At 41.0% G+C, this 17,386-nt stretch carries 21 protein-coding genes; 20 read left to right on the forward strand and 1 reads right to left on the reverse strand.

The features are described from left to right. From sigF to BLR93_RS00440, 9 genes are all read left to right on the forward strand, one after another. Positions 1–756 (forward strand): RNA polymerase sporulation sigma factor SigF, encoded by a 756-nt coding sequence (sigF, locus tag BLR93_RS00400; RefSeq protein ID WP_093210305.1) that lies wholly within the window; start codon positions 1–3, stop codon positions 754–756. 150 nt (positions 757–906) lie between these two features. Next, entirely contained in the window at positions 907–1,533 is a 627-nt protein-coding gene (locus tag BLR93_RS00405; RefSeq protein WP_093210306.1) for a stage V sporulation protein AA, read from the forward strand. Then, positions 1,511–1,930, forward strand: a complete 420-nt coding sequence (locus BLR93_RS00410; RefSeq protein ID WP_093210307.1) for a stage V sporulation protein AB — start codon at positions 1,511–1,513, stop codon at positions 1,928–1,930. The genes BLR93_RS00405 and BLR93_RS00410 overlap by 23 nt, the downstream gene beginning before the upstream one ends. A 45-nt stretch (positions 1,931–1,975) precedes the next feature. Beyond that, positions 1,976–2,539, forward strand: a complete 564-nt coding sequence (spoVAEA, locus tag BLR93_RS00415; RefSeq protein WP_093210308.1) for a stage V sporulation protein SpoVABEA — start codon at positions 1,976–1,978, stop codon at positions 2,537–2,539. Continuing rightward, on the forward strand, positions 2,539–4,020 hold the full coding sequence (locus BLR93_RS00420) for a spore germination protein (RefSeq protein ID WP_093210309.1): 1,482 nt from the start codon (positions 2,539–2,541) through the stop codon (positions 4,018–4,020). The genes spoVAEA and BLR93_RS00420 overlap by 1 nt, the downstream gene beginning before the upstream one ends. A 242-nt stretch (positions 4,021–4,262) precedes the next feature. Next, positions 4,263–5,576, forward strand: coding sequence for a diaminopimelate decarboxylase (gene lysA, locus BLR93_RS00425; protein WP_175559201.1), 1,314 nt, complete (start codon positions 4,263–4,265; stop codon positions 5,574–5,576). A 2-nt stretch (positions 5,577–5,578) separates the two neighbouring features. Continuing rightward, complete coding sequence (locus tag BLR93_RS00430) at positions 5,579–6,013, forward strand: peptidylprolyl isomerase (RefSeq protein ID WP_093210310.1); 435 nt, start codon at positions 5,579–5,581, stop codon at positions 6,011–6,013. Between the two features lie 155 nt (positions 6,014–6,168). Continuing rightward, complete coding sequence (locus tag BLR93_RS00435) at positions 6,169–6,771, forward strand: site-2 protease family protein (protein WP_093210311.1); 603 nt, start codon at positions 6,169–6,171, stop codon at positions 6,769–6,771. A gap of 191 nt (positions 6,772–6,962) precedes the next feature. Continuing rightward, entirely contained in the window at positions 6,963–7,316 is a 354-nt protein-coding gene (locus BLR93_RS00440) for a GNAT family N-acetyltransferase (RefSeq protein ID WP_093210312.1), read from the forward strand. A 170-nt stretch (positions 7,317–7,486) separates the two neighbouring features. Here BLR93_RS00440 and BLR93_RS00445 read toward each other — a convergent pair whose 3' ends face one another. After that, entirely contained in the window at positions 7,487–7,570 is an 84-nt protein-coding gene (locus BLR93_RS00445; RefSeq protein WP_035426703.1) for a YjcZ family sporulation protein, read from the reverse strand. A gap of 166 nt (positions 7,571–7,736) precedes the next feature. On the opposite strand from BLR93_RS00445, the gene BLR93_RS00450 reads away from it, so the two are divergent. The 11 genes from BLR93_RS00450 to ccsB all read left to right on the forward strand — a co-directional run bounded on the left by BLR93_RS00450 (position 7,737) and on the right by ccsB (position 17,375). Beyond that, the gene (locus BLR93_RS00450; protein WP_093210313.1) at positions 7,737–8,468 is read left to right on the forward strand and encodes a segregation/condensation protein A; all 732 of its coding nucleotides are present in this window, start codon (positions 7,737–7,739) and stop codon (positions 8,466–8,468) included. 5 nt (positions 8,469–8,473) lie between these two features. Continuing rightward, entirely contained in the window at positions 8,474–9,070 is a 597-nt protein-coding gene (gene scpB / locus BLR93_RS00455) for an SMC-Scp complex subunit ScpB (RefSeq protein WP_093210314.1), read from the forward strand. 53 nt (positions 9,071–9,123) lie between these two features. Continuing rightward, positions 9,124–9,606 (forward strand): DUF3907 family protein, encoded by a 483-nt coding sequence (locus BLR93_RS00460; protein WP_093210315.1) that lies wholly within the window; start codon positions 9,124–9,126, stop codon positions 9,604–9,606. A 157-nt stretch (positions 9,607–9,763) separates the two neighbouring features. Then, positions 9,764–10,648 carry a superoxide dismutase gene (locus tag BLR93_RS00465; RefSeq protein ID WP_093210316.1) on the forward strand — a complete coding sequence of 295 codons (885 nt, stop codon included), beginning with the start codon at positions 9,764–9,766 and terminating at the stop codon, positions 10,646–10,648. Positions 10,649–10,818: 170 nt separating this feature from the next. After that, complete coding sequence (locus BLR93_RS00470) at positions 10,819–11,913, forward strand: D-alanyl-D-alanine carboxypeptidase family protein (RefSeq protein ID WP_425440918.1); 1,095 nt, start codon at positions 10,819–10,821, stop codon at positions 11,911–11,913. Then, positions 11,914–12,504, forward strand: coding sequence for a nucleoside recognition domain-containing protein (locus tag BLR93_RS00475; protein WP_093210317.1), 591 nt, complete (start codon positions 11,914–11,916; stop codon positions 12,502–12,504). Beyond that, complete coding sequence (locus tag BLR93_RS00480) at positions 12,501–13,034, forward strand: spore maturation protein (RefSeq protein ID WP_093210318.1); 534 nt, start codon at positions 12,501–12,503, stop codon at positions 13,032–13,034. Before BLR93_RS00475 ends, BLR93_RS00480 begins: the two co-directional genes overlap by 4 nt. 88 nt (positions 13,035–13,122) lie before the next feature. Further along, positions 13,123–13,863 (forward strand): pseudouridine synthase, encoded by a 741-nt coding sequence (locus tag BLR93_RS00485; RefSeq protein WP_093210319.1) that lies wholly within the window; start codon positions 13,123–13,125, stop codon positions 13,861–13,863. Positions 13,864–13,917: 54 nt separating this feature from the next. Then, positions 13,918–14,487, forward strand: a complete 570-nt coding sequence (gene resA / locus BLR93_RS00490) for a thiol-disulfide oxidoreductase ResA (protein WP_245690024.1) — start codon at positions 13,918–13,920, stop codon at positions 14,485–14,487. 28 nt (positions 14,488–14,515) lie between these two features. Further along, a complete protein-coding gene (locus BLR93_RS00495) occupies positions 14,516–16,150 on the forward strand; it encodes a cytochrome c biogenesis ResB family protein (RefSeq protein ID WP_093210320.1) in 1,635 nt (544 codons plus the stop codon). A gap of 34 nt (positions 16,151–16,184) precedes the next feature. After that, complete coding sequence (gene ccsB, locus BLR93_RS00500; RefSeq protein ID WP_093210321.1) at positions 16,185–17,375, forward strand: c-type cytochrome biogenesis protein CcsB; 1,191 nt, start codon at positions 16,185–16,187, stop codon at positions 17,373–17,375. Positions 17,376–17,386: the final 11 nt, after the last annotated feature.

Below are 17,386 nucleotides of genomic sequence, written 5' to 3' on the forward strand. Positions count from 1 at the left end.
ATGGAAATAGAGCTGAAAAAAAACAAAAAAGAGGAACAATTAACGGATGAGCAAGTAAAGGAGTTAATCCTTAAAAGCCAGGAAGGCGATCAGACGTCAAGGGACATCCTTGTTGAAAAAAATGTCCGGCTGGTTTGGTCGGTAGTCCAGCGATTTATTAATCGCGGGTACGATCCGGATGACTTATTCCAAATTGGCTGCATTGGCTTGCTGAAGTCAATCGATAAATTCGATCTGTCCTATGACGTACGCTTTAGTACATATGCCGTCCCGATGATTATAGGAGAAATCCAACGGTTTATTAGGGACGATGGCAGTGTAAAAGTAAGCAGATCTTTGAAGGAAACTGGTAATAAAATCAGAAAAGCGAAAGACGATTTAACGAAGTCACTGGGAAGAGCCCCTACAATCACGGAAATTGCGGTGGAAATGGAATTATCTCCGGAAGAGATAGTTCACGCCCAGGAGGCTTCAAAACTCCCGCATTCGATTCATGAAACGGTTTATGAGAATGACGGTGATCCAATCACTCTTCTGGATCAGATAGCCGACCAGGATACAAAGTGGTTTGATAAGATAGCTCTAACAGACGCAATTCGAAACTTAGAAAAAAGAGAAAGATTAATTGTTTACTTGCGATATTACAAGGATCAGACCCAGTCAGAGGTGGCAGAAAGACTTGGCATATCCCAAGTCCAGGTTTCCCGGCTTGAAAAACGGATATTACAATATATAAAGGACCAGATTGGCGTATAGATTCTGAAAAAGTAATAGCGAGGTTTCCTGCAGTGACAGGAAGTCTCGCTATTTTAATTTTCCATTTGCTAATCATTGCTCCGACGATGCATGTTTCTTAGGGTTGTTAACCATAATAAGAAGGTATATTGAGCATCGAGGAGGAGTTTTATGGAAGGGATAATATACCTTAGGCTGAAAAAAAAGCTTCTAGTTAAAGAGCATGCAACATTGAAGCTGAAAGATATTGCTTCATTATCAAGCAATGGTCCTGAAGTAAGGGAGTTGGGGGAATCCCTAATATATCAAGTATCTCCTTCTGATGAAAATGTAGCAGTTATTGATGTATTTACCATCATTGATAAATTAAACTCCTGTTATCCGGAGTTAGAGTTTCAACACATCGGCCAAGCCCAGACAATCCTCATTATAGAGACTGGCAAGAAACAAGCTTCTATCTTTTTGGTGTCGATGATTTGGCTGCTCTTATTTGTCGGTTCAGCTATGGCTATTATGAACTTTCACTATGATGTCAGCATGCAGGAAGTTCAGCAGAGGCTGCACTTTCTCATGACAGGGGAGGAACTAAATTATCCATTATGGCTGCAGATTCCTTATTCATTCGGGTTGGGGGTAGGGATGATTCTCTTCTTCAATCATTTGTTCAAGAAACGTTTTAATGAAGAGCCGAGCCCTTTAGAAGTTGAAATATTTAAGTATCAGCAAGATCTAGATAATTATGTTGCCTATTATGAGAATGAGTTGAACAAACCGCATGATCATAATCATTCTCAGTGAAATATTTATTGGCTTGGCTTCTGGTTTGGTTGTTGGCACAGGGTTTGTTGCTTTTTTGACAGTATTAGGTATTATCCCCAGATTAATTCAGCTAAGTAAAACAGAAAAGCATGTAAGACTTTATGAAGCAGGGGTTATCGGTGGCGCGCTGTTTGGCATTTACCTTTCTTTTGTAGGTGTTTCCCTCCATCTCTCCACTTTAGCTACTGTATTATGGGGTGCTTTTCATGGTGTGTTCATCGGTATGCTCGCAGCCGCTCTTGCAGAAGTGCTGAATGTCTTTCCTCTCTTAGCTAAGAGGGTGGGATTAGAACAACACCTGCTTTCTTTGCTAATGGCGATCGTTCTTGGCAAGATTGCTGGTTCATTGTTCCAGTGGATTATTTTTGTAAGATAAGTCCACAGATTAGCAGGACAAGTTAAGCCGAAAGGAATAATTAACATGCAAAAAAAGAAAAAAGTGATTGTGATAACAGATGGTGATACTTATGCCAGAAAAACGATCGATTTTTTAGCAGGACAAATTGGCGGAACCTGTTTGGCTTACTTATCTGACAATCCTACCCACGCATCGGCCGGGGAAGTAATCGCTGCAGTGCTAAAAGCTAAAGAGGAGCCGGTTTATGTCCTGATAGATGATGCAGGGGCGACAGGCCCAGGGGCAGGGGAAAAAATATTATTGGAAATATCAAGGCACCCGGAAATTGCTATCATTGGAGCGGTGGCAGTCGCTGCCCATACGAAAAACATTGAATGGACCCGGTTCACACTAGCGATTGACCAGGACGGACAACTGACCGCGAATGGGATCAGTAAAGAGGGAATTCCGATACCGGAGATCGGCCGGATCAATGGTGATACGATCTACTCGCTTGACCAGCTGGAAATCCCGATAGTGATAGCCATCGGAGATATTGGGAAGATGCAGGGGAAAGATGATCTAAAAAAAGGCTCGCCAATTACCAGGAAAGCAATAGAAATCATTTTAGAAAGAGGTGGTTTTTAATGAAAACAAAGAATAAAAAAAAGGCCACTATCTCATCTCATCTCAAGGATAACCAGCGCTTTATGGAGGAAAAAGTCGGCGTCGGCACTTCTTTTGACGTTGGGTTCAGGGAATTGGAGATTCTCGAAAAGCATATACAGCTGTATTACCTGACAGGGCTTTGTGAAACACCTACTATAGTTGAATTATTGAAAAAATTAACAGAAATAAATGATTTGTATAGTGCGAAGGGCAAAAATGGCAGTCTGGAAGAACTGGTAGAAAGTCATCTTGTCCATCAGCAAGTGACAAAAATAACCAGCATGGATGAAGCTGTTGACCAAATGCTCAGTGGTCTAATCGTTATCTTTCTTGAAGATGCATCAACAGCTTTTGTAGTGGATGTAAGAACGTATCCGGGACGGGCGCCAGAAGAGCCTGACACAGAAAAAGTTGTCAGGGGATCGCGAGATGGTTTTACTGAAAATATTATCGAAAACACTGCGCTAACCAGAAGAAGGATTAGAGATGAACGGCTCCGGCACGAAATGATTAAAGTAGGAGAACGTTCCAAAACTGATATTTGCATTTCCTATTTACAGGATGTAGCCGACCATGGATTGGTAAAGCTGATAAAAGATGAAATTAAACATATCGAAATAGACGGCATTTCCATGGCGGATAAAACGATTGAAGAGTTTCTCGTAAAACAGGGCTATAACCCGTTTCCTCTCGTCCGTTATACTGAGCGCCCTGATGTAGCTGCCACCCATCTTCTGGAAGGGCATGTCTTGATAATGGTGGATACTTCGCCAAGTATGATTATTACCCCAACCACTTTTTTTCATCATGTACAACATGCCGAAGAATACCGGCAATCACCGGCCATCGGGACCTTTATTCGGTGGATAAGATTTCTTGGCATACTTGCTTCCGTATTCTTATTGCCGTTATGGCTTGTGCTGGTGATCGAACCGGCATTGCTTCCAGCATCCTTGCAGTTTATCGGTCCAACGGAAGAAGGAAATGTTCCGATTGTTGTTCAATTGATTGCAGCCGATATTGGCATTGAGTTTTTGAGAATGGCCGCCATTCATACACCAACTCCATTGTCTACAGCAATGGGTTTGATTGCTGCGGTATTGATCGGGCAAATTGCCATAGATGTCGGGTTGTTTAGTGCAGAAGTGATATTATATGTTTCCTTATGTGCTATCGGTTCGTTTGCTACTCCCAGCTATGAATTAAGCATAGCCAACAAAATCAGCCGGGTGACGTTATTGGTCATTACTTCTTTATTTGGTGTGAAAGGGTTGGTGATCGGGTTTACCCTTTATATCTTGTTATTGGCTTTCACCAGATCATTAAATACTCCCTACCTTTGGCCGTTCATCCCGTTTAATGCCAGTGCAATGAAACAAATTATATTCAGAGTATCGGTTCCTTTAACGAAAGATCGTCCAAGTATTGTTCATCCACGCAATAACTATAAACAGCCATAATAGAAAAGATTGAACCTTCGCGTTCGTTGTGGTAAATTTAGTTTATCTATTTTTACATCCTGAAAATATAAAATCGGCATGCGATAGCTGATTTTTATATTTTCCATCCCTTGTTACACTCTTCCATCCATTTGGTCGGTGCAGCGGAGGGATTTTCCTTTGTGGTCCACTACCACTCCATCGCTGTGGCTTTGGCTGGTAATTTTATAGTTAGAACATAACTTTTTGTGGAGGTGTCGATAATGAACCACCCTTTTGAAATAAATAAGGACGGTCATCTCATGGTTGGCGGAGTTGACACAACTTATTTGGCGCGCAAATATGGTACACCTCTGTTTGTTTATGATGTTTCGCTGATAAGGAAGAATGCAAGAGCTTTTGTTGATACATTCAGAGAACTGGGAATCAAAGCACAAGTCGCATATGCCAGCAAAGCCTTTTCTTCTATTGCAATGCTCCAAGTAGCGAAACAAGAAAACCTTAGCCTAGATGTCGTTTCCCAGGGGGAACTGTACACAGCTCTGCAGGCAGATTTTCCGGTGGAACGGATTCATTTGCACGGAAACAACAAAAGCTACCAGGAACTGTCAATGGCTGTTGAACATAATATAGGCTGTATTGTCGTCGATAATTTCTCTGAAATAGATTTGCTGGAAGAAGTTTTAACTGAGCAGAATAAGACAGTTAATGTACTGTTGCGAGTGACACCGGGGATTGAAGCCCATACACATGATTATATACTGACTGGAAACGAAGACTCGAAGTTCGGTTTCGATTTGTTAAATGGACAAGCAGAACAGGCATTTCTCAAACTCCAAAACATGGAGGCGATCAATGTAGTCGGGCTTCACTGTCATATAGGCTCCCAAATATTTGAGACAGACGGATTTATCATGGCTGTCAGGAAGCTATTCGAAACACTTGGAGCCTGGAAACAGAAATTTAGCTATATGCCGAAAGTATTAAATCTCGGAGGCGGATTTGGAATTAGGTACACAGCGGAGGATGACCCAATCCCATTAGGCGGTTATGTAGATGCGCTTGTAGATGAAGTGGCGAAGCAAGTCGACCGGCATGGGCTGGATTTTCCTGAAATCTGGATAGAACCTGGCCGGGCCATTGTGGGGAATGCTGCGGTTACTTTATATACCACCGGAGCCAAAAAGGAAATCCCGGGAGTTAGAAAGTACTTGTCAGTCGATGGCGGTATGACAGATAATCTCCGTCCTGCACTGTACCAGGCCAAATATGATGCAGTGGTGGCAAATAAAGCAAATGATCCATTAACGGAAATGGTGTCTATCGCAGGCAAGTGCTGTGAATCGGGGGATATGTTAATTTGGGATATTGAAGTACCTGAAGTAGAATATGGGGATATATTGGCCGTTTTCAGTACTGGCGCTTATGGATATTCCATGTCTAACCATTACAATCGTTTCCCGAAGGCTGCTGTCGTTTTTGCTGAACAAGGAGAAGATCAACTTGTCATTCAGCGTGAATCCTACCAGGATTTAATTAAAAATGATCTACCATATGAAATAAAGGAGAGGGTTTAATTATGAAACAAGCAACAATCGAATTTGAAAATGGAGAAATAATTAAAATTGAAATGTTTGATGAGGCAGCACCTAATACGGTTGCCAACTTCGAAAAATTGGCAAATAGCGGGTTTTATAATGGGGTAACTTTTCACAGGGTCATTCCTGGCTTTGTTGCACAAGGAGGAGATCCTACCGGTACAGGTGCTGGCGGACCGGGTTACACGATTAACTGTGAAACAGAAGGGAACCCGCACAAACACGTTGCAGGCTCTCTTTCTATGGCACATGCTGGAAAAGATACAGGCGGGAGCCAATTTTTCCTTGTTCACGAGCCGCAGCCGCACTTAGATGGAGTCCACACTGTGTTTGGCCAGGTTACAGAAGGTATGGACACTGTATTACGTATTCAAAAAGGCGACGAAATGAAAAGTGTAAAAGTGGAAACAGTATAAAAAAGCGGGCCATCAGGCTCGTTTTTTTATTGTATGCTAAACAGCAATAACAGAGCGTTTGCCAGCGAATTCTTAAAATTATCTTGAAGAAACATGGATAAACTAATAGAATATACCTTAGACATTCTCGGTTCGAATTTCAAAAGGCGGTATCCATGATTGGATTATTGATGATTGCTTATCTTATTTTCATAGTTGCTCCGTTAGGGACAATTATTCACGAGCTTGGCCACGCTTTGGGTGCATGGTTATTAAAAGCTGACAGAATAGAGTTTTCGCTGGGGACAGGAAGAAGAATGTCAACGATCCACTTGAAGAGGCATCAATTGAATATTCATTTGTTGTTTATAGCAGGCGGCCAGGCTTTCAGCCAAAGACATAAGCCATACTCCAATGTTGAAGCAATTGTTATCTCTCTAAGCGGGCCGCTAATCAACCTAATGGCTGCTGCTATCATTCATTTAAGTGCCAGCTTCCTTACCATACGTTTGGAGTTGTTGTTTTGGTTTAATCTATGGCTGGCCGTTATAAACTTGATTCCCTTTAAATGGAACGGAAAACACTCGGATGGTTATCATGTATTATCATTGTTATTAAGCGAGAAAAGAAGGCTTGTTGGAAAATCGCTGTTTAAAAATATGATTCATAAAGGAAGAGTTGACTTGGGTAATAGCAAGAAGAATTGGATCTTATTTGCGGTACTATTAGTAATTGGCTTCATTTGGGGATTTATTTATTGGTTCTTTATTGTTCTGTAATACCGATTAAATTTGACAAAATCAAATAGATAGGTCATAAATATATTATAGCTCACCAACTATAAAGGGTGATTATAAGAATGAATAATAGCGACAAGCAGGAGAAAAAACTTTTCTGGCTGATGCTCGTCGTTGGGTTAGTTTTTCTTCTCTCCATTTTGACTAAGTTATTTAACTAATGAGGGGTAAATATGTTAATTCGCTATAAAAAGAGTTTTGAAAAAATTGCGATGGGGCTTCTGTCATTTATGCCGGAAGAAAAAGAAGTAAAAAAGCTTCTAAATACCGTCAGAGAATATGAAGAGAATCCCAAATGGCAGCTTTTCCTATGGAAAGAGGAAGATATACTAGGAGCTATAGGGGTAAGAATTGAAAACGACATTAATGTTGTTATTCAGCATATAACGGTCAATCCCTCCCATCGAAATTCTGGGATTGGACAAAAAATGGTTCATGGCATTAAAGAACTGTACGATCATGAGTATGCAGTTTGCGCAGATGACCTCACGGAAAGATTTCTTGAGAAGTGTGAAGCGGAGGAGTAGCTCCCGTCTTTCTTGGCATAAAAAGGGCCAGCTCTTTATTGAGCTGGCTTTTCGATTGTAAGCTTACAGATTTTATCAAGGGTACTATGTAAACCGGCCTTGCTGGATTTCAAGACCGGTTTTGCAGGTGTAAGAGTCATAATATCATTCAGTCACGAATGATTGCTGGCTTACAGCCAAGCAGCACCTACGATAATTAGAAGAATGAACAATACTACGATCAAAGCGAATCCACCGCCGTAATAAGCACCCATAGTCTAATGCCTCCTTTATTAGCAAACGATATTATTTAACTTACAATATTAATCTATGCGGGTGCTGTTATCGTGTATGGGCATATGCCATAGGAGATTTATTTTTTACTGCGTTTGTCTTTTTTAACGAAGGATTAGAGAACAGACAGCAGGGAGGGATTATGATATGAGTTTAGTATATGAAGTGAAAATAGATGCTTTTGAAGGCCCTTTAGACCTCTTGCTGCATTTGATTAACCAATACGAAATAGATATTTATGATATTCCTGTGGCCGAGATCACCGAGCAGTATATGACTTATATACATACAATGCAACAGCTTGAACTTAATGTTGCAAGCGAGTATTTAGTGATGGCAGCAACACTGCTCGCCATCAAAAGTCAATTGCTATTGCCTAATCAAACGATTGAGGCGGAAGACGAAGAATACGAGGAGGATCCGCGCGATGAATTGATGCGCAGGTTGATTGAGTACCGAAAATATAAAGAAGCAGCAGATCAATTAAAGGAAAGGGAATTGGAAGCAAATCGGATTTATACCAGGCCGCCGATGGAGTTTGCTGAGGTACCCTCAAGCAGACCTACGGTTCAAGGCGATGTTTCCATCTATGATATGATCGCAGCAATGAACAAAATTATGGAAAGAAAAAAGTGGAACCAGCCAATGGAAACAAAAATCCAGCGGACTGAGATTCCCATCAGGCAACGGATGGAAGAAGTGCTGACACAAGTGAAACAACATTCCCGCGGCATTTCCTTTAATCAGTTATTTCCATATCCTTCACGTTCACATATCGTAGTCACCTTCATGGCTATTTTGGAGTTGATGAAGGGAAGAGAAATATACTGTACGCAGGAACAGCACTTTGACGAATTAATGATTTATAATATGAGGTGAAAGCGGTGGAGTTATCTGAATGTAAAGCTGTAATGGAAGGTCTCTTGTTTGCTTCGGGTGATGAAGGAATAAGCTTGAAACAGCTTGCTCAAATTCTGGATTTAGATATCGATGCAGCCAAGCATGTTTTGGAAGAACTGCAGTATGATTATGACCATGCAGAACGAGGTATAACTATAATGGAGTCAAATGATGTTTTGCATCTTACAACCAAACCTGAGCATACGGTGTACTACCAAAAAATGATGGAAGCTCCACAATCATCTAGACTGTCCCAAGCGGCTTTAGAAACGTTAGCAATCATAGCCTACCAACAACCGATAACAAGAACGGAAATAGAAGAGGTCCGGGGCGTCAAAAGTGACCGCCCTGTCCAAACCTTGATGTCCAGAAGTCTGATTCAGGAAATGGGAAGGAAAGAAGGGATAGGCCGACCGATTTTATATGGAACATCGACGGATTTTCTAACATACTTCGGTTTGCGTTCGCTTGAAGAACTGCCTCCCCTGCCTGATAATGTGGAAGAAGCAGATGTAGAAGGGGAAGCAGATATCTTTTTTAAAAAATTTCAAGATCAACTGGAAGCGCAGGATAAAGAATAACTTTAGCGAGTATATTCTTTATAAAACAATGAGTAATTACAGGAGGCTGAAAGATGAGCAAAGATTTTTTATATGCTCATGTAAAAGAAGTGAATATATTTCTCGTTAATTCTCTTGAAGAAATGAGCGGTTATTTAAATAACCGAAAACTAGAGGATTTACTGCAAGAAGAAGGAAGCGGAGATGCGGAATATTATAAAGAATTATTAAAAGCACTAAGACGGCTGGAAGTATTCTGCGATGAAGCGCATGACGCGGTCAACGCACTTTTAAGAGAAAACCCATTAAGGGAAACTGCGGCGGAAAAAACATTGCATGGCATTTACCGACAATGCATTTTAGGGTTTTATGCCCCGAAAAATGATGTTTGGTATGAGGACAGCCGGGCTGCTTATACAGGCAGACGTAAAATTAACTACCATAAAACCCCTCCATTATCATTTGCCCGTCTTTTGGATTCCCTTGATGGAGCTTTTGAGGAAATTCGTGAAGAGCTTGGTTACTACGATACCAAAAATCAAGCTAATATGTCTTGACGTTTTTAATGGCTTGAAGCCGTACTGTACTCCCCTGTTTATACAGGGAAGTACAGTATTTTTTTTGCAATCATCTTTCCTGGAGGAAGCACTTCCCTTATGCCCGCTTTCGACACAAACTTGGGCGGGTTGCATAAGATAATAGTGAGGTGATGGTATGAATGAAAAGAAACTAAGTTATTTAAAGTCTTTATTAGCATGGGGAAAGGACATAGAAGAAAAGGCGCAGAAAACAGAAGTGAATTCTCAGGAAATGGATCATTGGAAGAAACAGCTGGTAAATTGGAAGGTAATGCTTCAGGAATTGTTGGAGTCCGATGAGGAACCCTCCGAGGAACAAATTGCTATGGTTCAGGAGAAAAGTGTAAAGCTGCTTGATTTATTGCAGCTAATGATTGAGAAACCGAGAAATAGTATGAGGGTAATTCCAGCAGGTAAGCACCGGCTCCCTGAACTTCCTTACAGTTATGATGCCTTAGAGCCTTATATTTCCAGACAAATTATGCGCTTGCATCATGATCAACATCACAAGTCTTATGTTGAAGGCTTAAATAGAGCAGAATTGCAGTTATATAAAAACCAAGCGGACGAAAAAATGATCAAGCATTGGCTGCGAGAACAGGCCTTCCATGGATCGGGACACTTTTTACACACCCTGTTTTGGGAAAATATGTCGCCAGAAGGTGGGGGCAGACCTTCCGGTGAATTGTTGAGGCAGATAGAGGCAGATTTCGGTTCTTTTGCAAATTTTAAAACATTGTTTACAAAAGCTGCTGAATCGGTAGAAGGTGTTGGATGGGCAATTTTAAACTGGGAAAACAGGTCAGGAAGGTTGGCAATCCAGACAGCAGAAAAACATCAGATGTTCAGCTTATGGGATGTAACTCCTCTTTTGGTTCTAGATGTCTGGGAGCATGCTTATTATTTACAATACAAAAACAACCGAAGCGACTACATTAAAAATTGGTGGAATATTGTTAATTGGCCGTCCGTTTCCAATCGGCTGGAAGAGGCAAAAAAAATGAAATACTCATTAACATGATAACTAAGCAGGGTCGAATGTCTTGTCCATGGGCGGAACAAGAACATTTGACCCTGAAGTTCGATACTTGGTTCTTTTGCGATGGTTCTATACAGCGGATAAAAATTCATACATACGCCTGTCCTTTCTGCATATTATGGTACAAGAGAGTTTGGTAGGGAGGTAGGAAGTTGAAGCGATTAATAGCAATCATGAGCTGTATATGTATTTTATTAATGGCCATACCGAAAACTGCGCTGGCAGTTCCAGGAGTTTCTGCTGCTCATGCAGCTTTGATTGAACAGTCGACGGGAAGGGTCTTATTTGAAAAAAATGCCCATCAGCCACAAAGAATTGCCAGTATTACCAAGATTATGACTGCCATTATAGCAATAGAATCCGGAAAAATGAATGAAACGGTAACAGCAAGCCGCCGTGCTGTATATACAGAAGGCTCCTCCATTTACCTAGAAGAAGGCGAAAAAATGAAACTAAAGGATTTAGTTTACGGTCTGATGCTCCGTTCTGGAAATGACTCGGCCGTTGCTATCGCAGAGCATGTAGGAGGCAGCTTAGAAGGCTTTGTGTATCTTATGAATGAAAAAGCCGCATGGCTGGGCATGAATAACACCCATTTCGAAAACCCGCATGGACTGGATTCTGAAAAACATCGGTCAACTGCATATGATATGGCCTTATTGATGAGATATGCGATGGACAATGAAGATTTTAAAGAAATTACCGGAACAACTTCTTACAAATCGGAAGCGCGGACCTATGCCTGGGGAAATAAGAATAAACTATTGACACAGTATTACAAGTATTGCACGGGAGGAAAAACAGGCTACACAAAAAAAGCTGGACGAACACTAGTAACTTCCGCAGAGAAAGAGGGTATGACTCTAATCATGGTAACGATAAATGATCCGGATGACTGGCGGGATCATATTCGGCTATTCGACTGGGGATTTAATAATTATGAGCTCACTGATCTTCAGAAACAAGGAACGGAAAAGTTTCAAATAAAGGACTCAGGTAAAGAATTAAGCGGCTACTTTCAGGAAGACATTCAATTTCCATTGACAGTTGCAGAGCAGAAACAGGTTGCCGAATCTACTTATATGCTGGAGTCGATGAAAGCAGCTGATTCCGAATTAATCGGTAAAAAAGTATTTAGGGTGAATGGCAGCTACTTAACGGATACTTCCATTTTCCAAATCAGGGAGAAAACATTTGGTGTAAAGTCCTTTATGGAAGTTTTCAATAAAATAACAGGGGTTTTATAAGTGGTTAATTATATTTGGGCCTCCATGGCAGTTATCGGTATTATTTTTGCAATGGTGAATGGTTCAATGGAGCAGGTGAACCAAGCCTTGTTCGAAAGTGCAGATGATGCAGTGATGTTGTCGATCGGCTTAATAAGTGTTTTGGTATTTTGGCTCGGTTTAATGAAGGTAGCCGAAGAGGCAGGTTTATTGTCGGTTCTCGCTAAAATATTTAAACCGGTGGTAACCCGTTTATTTCCGGAAATACCAAAGGACCATCCAGCCATGGGCTATATCCTATCCAACTTTACGGCGAATCTATTTGGGTTAGGAAATGCAGCTACCCCTATGGGAATAAAAGCGATGGAACAAATGAAAAAGCTTAGCAAATCGGATCAAGCCAGCCGCTCAATGATTACCTTTTTGGCTATTAACACTTCGAGTCTTACGTTAATTCCAGCCACGGTAATTGCAATCCGCATGAAATATGACTCGGCAGCACCGACAGAAATAGTAGGCACGACGATAATCGCCACGCTGATTTCCTCTTTCGCAGCAATATTAGTGGATCGATTATTCTACTATAGAAGGGTGAGAAAAACCAAAAAATGAACATTGTAACTACCGTCAGTACTTGGATGATTCCATTGATCATTCTAGTTATCCTCGTGGCAGCAGCTTGGAAGAGGCTGCCCTCTTATGAACTGTTTGTTGAAGGAGGCAAAGAAGGAGTTAATATGGCTTTTTCATTGCTTCCTTTTTTATTAGGGATGATGGTTTCCATTGCAATCCTTCGAGGATCTGGAGCACTTGATGCTTTGATCAATCTGATATCTCCTCTATTGGAATTGTTTGGCGTTCCTCCTGAAATCGTCCCTTTGTCAATTGTTCGTCCGATTTCAGGCACGGCTGCTCTGGGAATGACCACTGAATTGATAAAAACATATGGCCCTGATTCATTTATTGGCCGTCTGGCTTCTACGATGCAAGGAAGTACGGACACAACTTTTTATATAATAACGGTGTACTTCGGAGCTGTAGGGATTCGAAAAATGGGAGATGCTTTAAAAGTTGGACTCTTAGCAGATTTAATTGGTATAATAGCCTCAATCGTTATTGTTTCGATTGTATTCGCAAAGTAAGGCGTTAACAATAGTTAACGCTCTTCTTATTGTTAAAAAATAAATCAGTAACGGCGTGGATAAAAAATTCAAAAGATATGGTGATAATATGACAAATGGTCAAGAACGTTTACAGAAGGTTATTGCACAAAGCGGAATTACATCAAGAAGAAAAGCTGAGAAATTAATCGAAGAAGGCCAAGTGAAAGTAAATGGAAAAGTTGTTACAACACTGGGCACAAAAGTGTCTTCCGATGATAAAGTAGAGGTGAATGGCGTCCCTTTAGAGAAAGAAGAACCTGTTTATTATCTTCTATATAAGCCAAGAGGGGTAATATCAAGTGTCAAGGATGACAAAAATCGCAAGGTTGTCACAGACTTTCTTCCGGAGATTGAGCAGCGGGTTTTTCCTGTCGGTCGTCTGGACTATGATACCTCGGGCCTGCTGCTGCTGACAAATGACGGAGACTTTGCCAATTTGCTTATGCACCCGCGCCATGAGATAGATAAAGTCTATGTCGCTAAAACAAAAGGGATACCAGACAAAGATACACTGTTAACCATTAAAAAAGGCGTCAGGTCTGAAGGTGACTTATTGAAGGCTGCCCATGCGAAAATTTTATCAAATGACCATAAGAAAAATACGGCGATCGTTCAATTGGTGCTTCATGAGGGTAAAAACCGGCACATCAGAAGGATGATGGAAGCATTGAATTATCCTGTTGACAAGTTAAAGAGGGAACGCTATGCCTTTTTGACACTTCAGGGGCTAAACCCAGGCGAGTTTCGTGAGCTTACTCCCCATGAAGTGAAAAAATTGCGTACGCTGGCCGAGAAAAATGTTAAATAAAGTTCAAAAAATCTGCTTGCTTTTAATGATATAATTGCACAAGGAGTGAGCATAGTGAGTAAAGTGGAAGAAGCAAAACAAAGAAAAAATAAAAAGAAGAAGATGCGCCTTGTGTTCCGTTCCAGTATATTGCTGGTTTTGCTGGCTGCTGTTGTGTTTGTCTTAGTTTCTAATTTCAATAAAGATAAAACAGTTATCGGCGTGGGGGCGGATGCTCCTAATTTTAAACTGCAGCAAATGAACGGCGATGGGGGAGAATTAGCCCTGGATGATTTGAAGGGGAAAGGAGTAATGTTGAATTTTTGGGCGACTTATTGCGGTCCATGTAAGGACGAAATGCCTTATATGGAAAGCCTTTACCCTGAGTATAAAGAAAAAGGCGTTGAAATCCTGGCGGTCAGCCTGGATTCCACGGATTTAGTTGTTGACCGGTTTATCGATGATTATGAGTTAAGTTTTCCCATTGTCAGGGACAATGGTGGACAAGTTTTGGAATTATATGATGTCGGAGAGTTACCATCCACCTTATTTATAAATGAAAATGGCGAGGTGGTCGAAAAGGTATCAGGGCCCTTGAGCCTGGACAGGCTGGAGGGATATTTGCAACAGATAGTACCTCAGTAACAATAGTAGTAAATTGCGAGGGATAGCAATGAAAAAAATCATTTGTGAATCTTGCGGGCATGAAAACCCGGAAGGTACAGTATTATGCGGAGCATGTGGAAAGCCGATCGAAAACAATCAACATATTGACGGCAATCAATCTGGTAAACTGTTGAACATGAGATATGAAGGCAGTGCCAGACGGTCACAAACTCACAATAAATCTATAATAGATAAAATATGGAATTTCTTTTCTTCAGTAAAAGTCGGTGTAACTTTGATCGTTATTACACTGATTGCTTCTGCTGTAGGTACAATATTTCCGCAGGAGATGTATATTCCACCTAATGTCAATCCTGCCCAGCATTATGCCGATCAATACGGAATTTTAGGGAAAATATACTATCAGCTAGGCTTTCACAATTTGTACAGTTCCTGGTGGTATATGATATTAATAGCCATGATTGGCACCTCAATAATTATTGCCAGCTTGGACAGGGTAGTTCCCTTGTACAAGGCATTGAAAATGCAAAAGCCAAAGCGGCATACTAGTTTTCTGCAGAGGCAGCGGTTATTCAGCAAGACGGAAAGTGTTTCCAAGGAAGATATGGAGACAGTCGCTGCAAAACTGAAAAGCCAACGCTATAAATTAACAGAAGAAGACGGGCATATCCTTGCAGAAAAAGGGCGTTTTTCCAGGTGGGGACCTTATGTGAACCATATCGGTCTTATCGTGTTTTTATTGGGAGCTTTATTAAGGTTTGTTCCTTTCTTGTACATAGACGATTATGTTTGGGTGCGTGAAGGAGACACAGTAGTGGTTCCGGAAACCGATCAGCAATATTATGTCAAAAACGAAGAATTCATTATTGAGACATATGACGAACAAGATAAGCGCTACCAGGCTGCCATCAAAAAACAGGGAGGATCTGTGCCGAGTAATTACCAGACGGACGCAGTAATTTATAAGGCTTCCAATGCTTCTGTTGCGGGCGAGGATCCCGAACTAGAAGTTGTTAAGGAAGGCAGCATCCAAGTAAATAAGCCGATAAAATTCGATGGGTTTGCCTTGTATCAATCAAGTTATCAATTAGATGAGTTTAAAACGATGACCTTTAAAATCCATGAAACGGAAGATGAAGAGGAAGAAGCGCTTACCAGTTTTACGGTGGACTTGACGAACCCTGAATATGAATATGAGTTGGATAACGGGTTTCGCGTTGTAATTGATCAATATTTCCCGGAATATTATTTGGACGATGGATCACCGGCATCTAAATCTAAATATCCGAGAAATCCTGCATTCGTATTTTTTGTTTATCCTCCTAATGAAGATTCACCTGAAGTAAGCTTTGCCGGAATCGGCCGCAATGTTGACGCAACAGGAGAAAATGATTATAAAGTAGGTCTGCAAAATTTCGAAGTTAGAGATGTGACTGGACTTACCGTGAAGAAAGATTATACATTGCCTTTCATTGCTTTAGGCGGTCTCATTTTTATGATTGGCGTTATACAAGGGATGTATTGGCAGCATAGGAGAGTATGGATTCATCCAAGTGAGTCGGGAGTCTGGCTGGCTGCTCATACGAATAAAAACTGGTATGGCATAAAACGGGATATTGAAAAGGCAATCGACGGCACGGAAGTAAAAATGGTGCAAGATCAACAAGAGTTGGACGAATAATTGGAGCACTTATTTGAAATAAAGGAGGATAATCATGGGAGATTTAACCACAATAAGCAGTAATTTGCTTTATCTGGCATTTATCCTGTACTTGATTGCTACATTTGTGTTCGCTGGAACCATTCGTGATAAGCGTACAGATAGCGGGGACAGTAAGTTAGGTAAGGTGGCAATCACGATTACAATCATTGGCTTTTTGACTCAAATTGGCTATTTCATTACAAGGTGGATAGCAAGCAGTCATGCACCTGTCAGTAATCTATTTGAATTTACTACGTTTTTTGGAATGATGCTTGTTTTTGCGTTTATTATTATCTACTTTATATACCGCTTGAATTTGCTGGGAGTATTCACCTTGCCGGTAGCATTATTGATTATTGCTTATGCGAGCATGTTCCCGAGGGAAATATCGCCATTGATACCGTCGCTTAAAAGTCATTGGTTGTATATACACGTTACAACAGCCGCAACAGGGGAAGCGATATTGGCTGTCAGCTTTGCAGCAGGATTGATTTATCTTATAAAAAAGGTTGATCAGACGAAGAGGAGCAAGCGTACAACCTGGTTGGAAATTGTGTTATTTTCTATTGTCTCTACACTTGGTTTTGTAGTTGTTTCTTCCATATTCAGCGGTCTTAACTATAGTGCTGAGTTTCAGTTCCCTGTAGAAGGCCAGGAAATTACAGCAGAGTATCAATTGCCAGCTTTAGCCGGCCCCAATGGAGGAGAGCTGCTTACAGGCGATGCCATGCAGCCGTGGTTTGAAGCTCCGGGATGGATGCAAGGTGAGAATGCAGCACGAAAATTCAACACACTATTATGGTCGATTGTTACAGGGGCAGTGTTGTATTTACTTGCCAGATTGATACTAAGGAAACGGATTGCAGCTGCTATTCAACCTTTGTTGAGAAAAACAAACGCTGATTTGGTAGATGAAATATCCTATCGTGCGGTTGCGATTGGCTTCCCTGTATTTACGTTAGGTGCATTAATTTTTGCGATGATTTGGGCACAACAGGCATGGGACCGTTTTTGGGGCTGGGACCCCAAAGAAGTATGGGCACTAATCACGTGGTTTTTCTATGCAGCCTTTTTACATTTACGTTTATCACGAGGATGGCATGGAGAAAAATCGGCATGGTTGGCGGTAGGCGGTTTTGCAATAATCATGTTTAACCTAATTGCAGTAAACCTGATTATTGCTGGTCTCCATTCTTACGCCTAATCAACCAATAT

The sequence above is a fragment of the Sediminibacillus albus genome (assembly GCF_900101125.1).
In the GTDB taxonomy this organism is placed as follows: Bacteria; Bacillota; Bacilli; order Bacillales; family Amphibacillaceae; genus Sediminibacillus; species Sediminibacillus albus.

What these genes read in the sequence shown, in the direction of transcription:
- BLR93_RS00405 (WP_093210306.1), top strand. Translation starts at nt 907, where the DNA reads ATGGAAGGGATAATATACCTTAGGCTGAAAAAAAAGCTTCTAGTTAAA.
- BLR93_RS00420 (WP_093210309.1), top strand. Translation starts at nt 2,539, where the DNA reads ATGAAAACAAAGAATAAAAAAAAGGCCACTATCTCATCTCATCTCAAG.
- BLR93_RS00450 (WP_093210313.1), top strand. Translation starts at nt 7,737, where the DNA reads ATGAGTTTAGTATATGAAGTGAAAATAGATGCTTTTGAAGGCCCTTTA.
- BLR93_RS00435 (WP_093210311.1), top strand. Translation starts at nt 6,169, where the DNA reads ATGATTGGATTATTGATGATTGCTTATCTTATTTTCATAGTTGCTCCG.
- BLR93_RS00460 (WP_093210315.1), top strand. Translation starts at nt 9,124, where the DNA reads ATGAGCAAAGATTTTTTATATGCTCATGTAAAAGAAGTGAATATATTT.
- BLR93_RS00445 (WP_035426703.1), bottom strand. Translation starts at nt 7,570, where the DNA reads ATGGGTGCTTATTACGGCGGTGGATTCGCTTTGATCGTAGTATTGTTC.
- lysA (WP_175559201.1), top strand. Translation starts at nt 4,263, where the DNA reads ATGAACCACCCTTTTGAAATAAATAAGGACGGTCATCTCATGGTTGGC.
- BLR93_RS00465 (WP_093210316.1), top strand. Translation starts at nt 9,764, where the DNA reads ATGAATGAAAAGAAACTAAGTTATTTAAAGTCTTTATTAGCATGGGGA.
- BLR93_RS00430 (WP_093210310.1), top strand. Translation starts at nt 5,579, where the DNA reads ATGAAACAAGCAACAATCGAATTTGAAAATGGAGAAATAATTAAAATT.
- BLR93_RS00480 (WP_093210318.1), top strand. Translation starts at nt 12,501, where the DNA reads ATGAACATTGTAACTACCGTCAGTACTTGGATGATTCCATTGATCATT.
- BLR93_RS00410 (WP_093210307.1), top strand. Translation starts at nt 1,511, where the DNA reads ATGATCATAATCATTCTCAGTGAAATATTTATTGGCTTGGCTTCTGGT.
- spoVAEA (WP_093210308.1), top strand. Translation starts at nt 1,976, where the DNA reads ATGCAAAAAAAGAAAAAAGTGATTGTGATAACAGATGGTGATACTTAT.
- ccsB (WP_093210321.1), top strand. Translation starts at nt 16,185, where the DNA reads ATGGGAGATTTAACCACAATAAGCAGTAATTTGCTTTATCTGGCATTT.
- BLR93_RS00495 (WP_093210320.1), top strand. Translation starts at nt 14,516, where the DNA reads ATGAAAAAAATCATTTGTGAATCTTGCGGGCATGAAAACCCGGAAGGT.
- sigF (WP_093210305.1), top strand. Translation starts at nt 1, where the DNA reads ATGGAAATAGAGCTGAAAAAAAACAAAAAAGAGGAACAATTAACGGAT.
- BLR93_RS00440 (WP_093210312.1), top strand. Translation starts at nt 6,963, where the DNA reads ATGTTAATTCGCTATAAAAAGAGTTTTGAAAAAATTGCGATGGGGCTT.
- BLR93_RS00485 (WP_093210319.1), top strand. Translation starts at nt 13,123, where the DNA reads ATGACAAATGGTCAAGAACGTTTACAGAAGGTTATTGCACAAAGCGGA.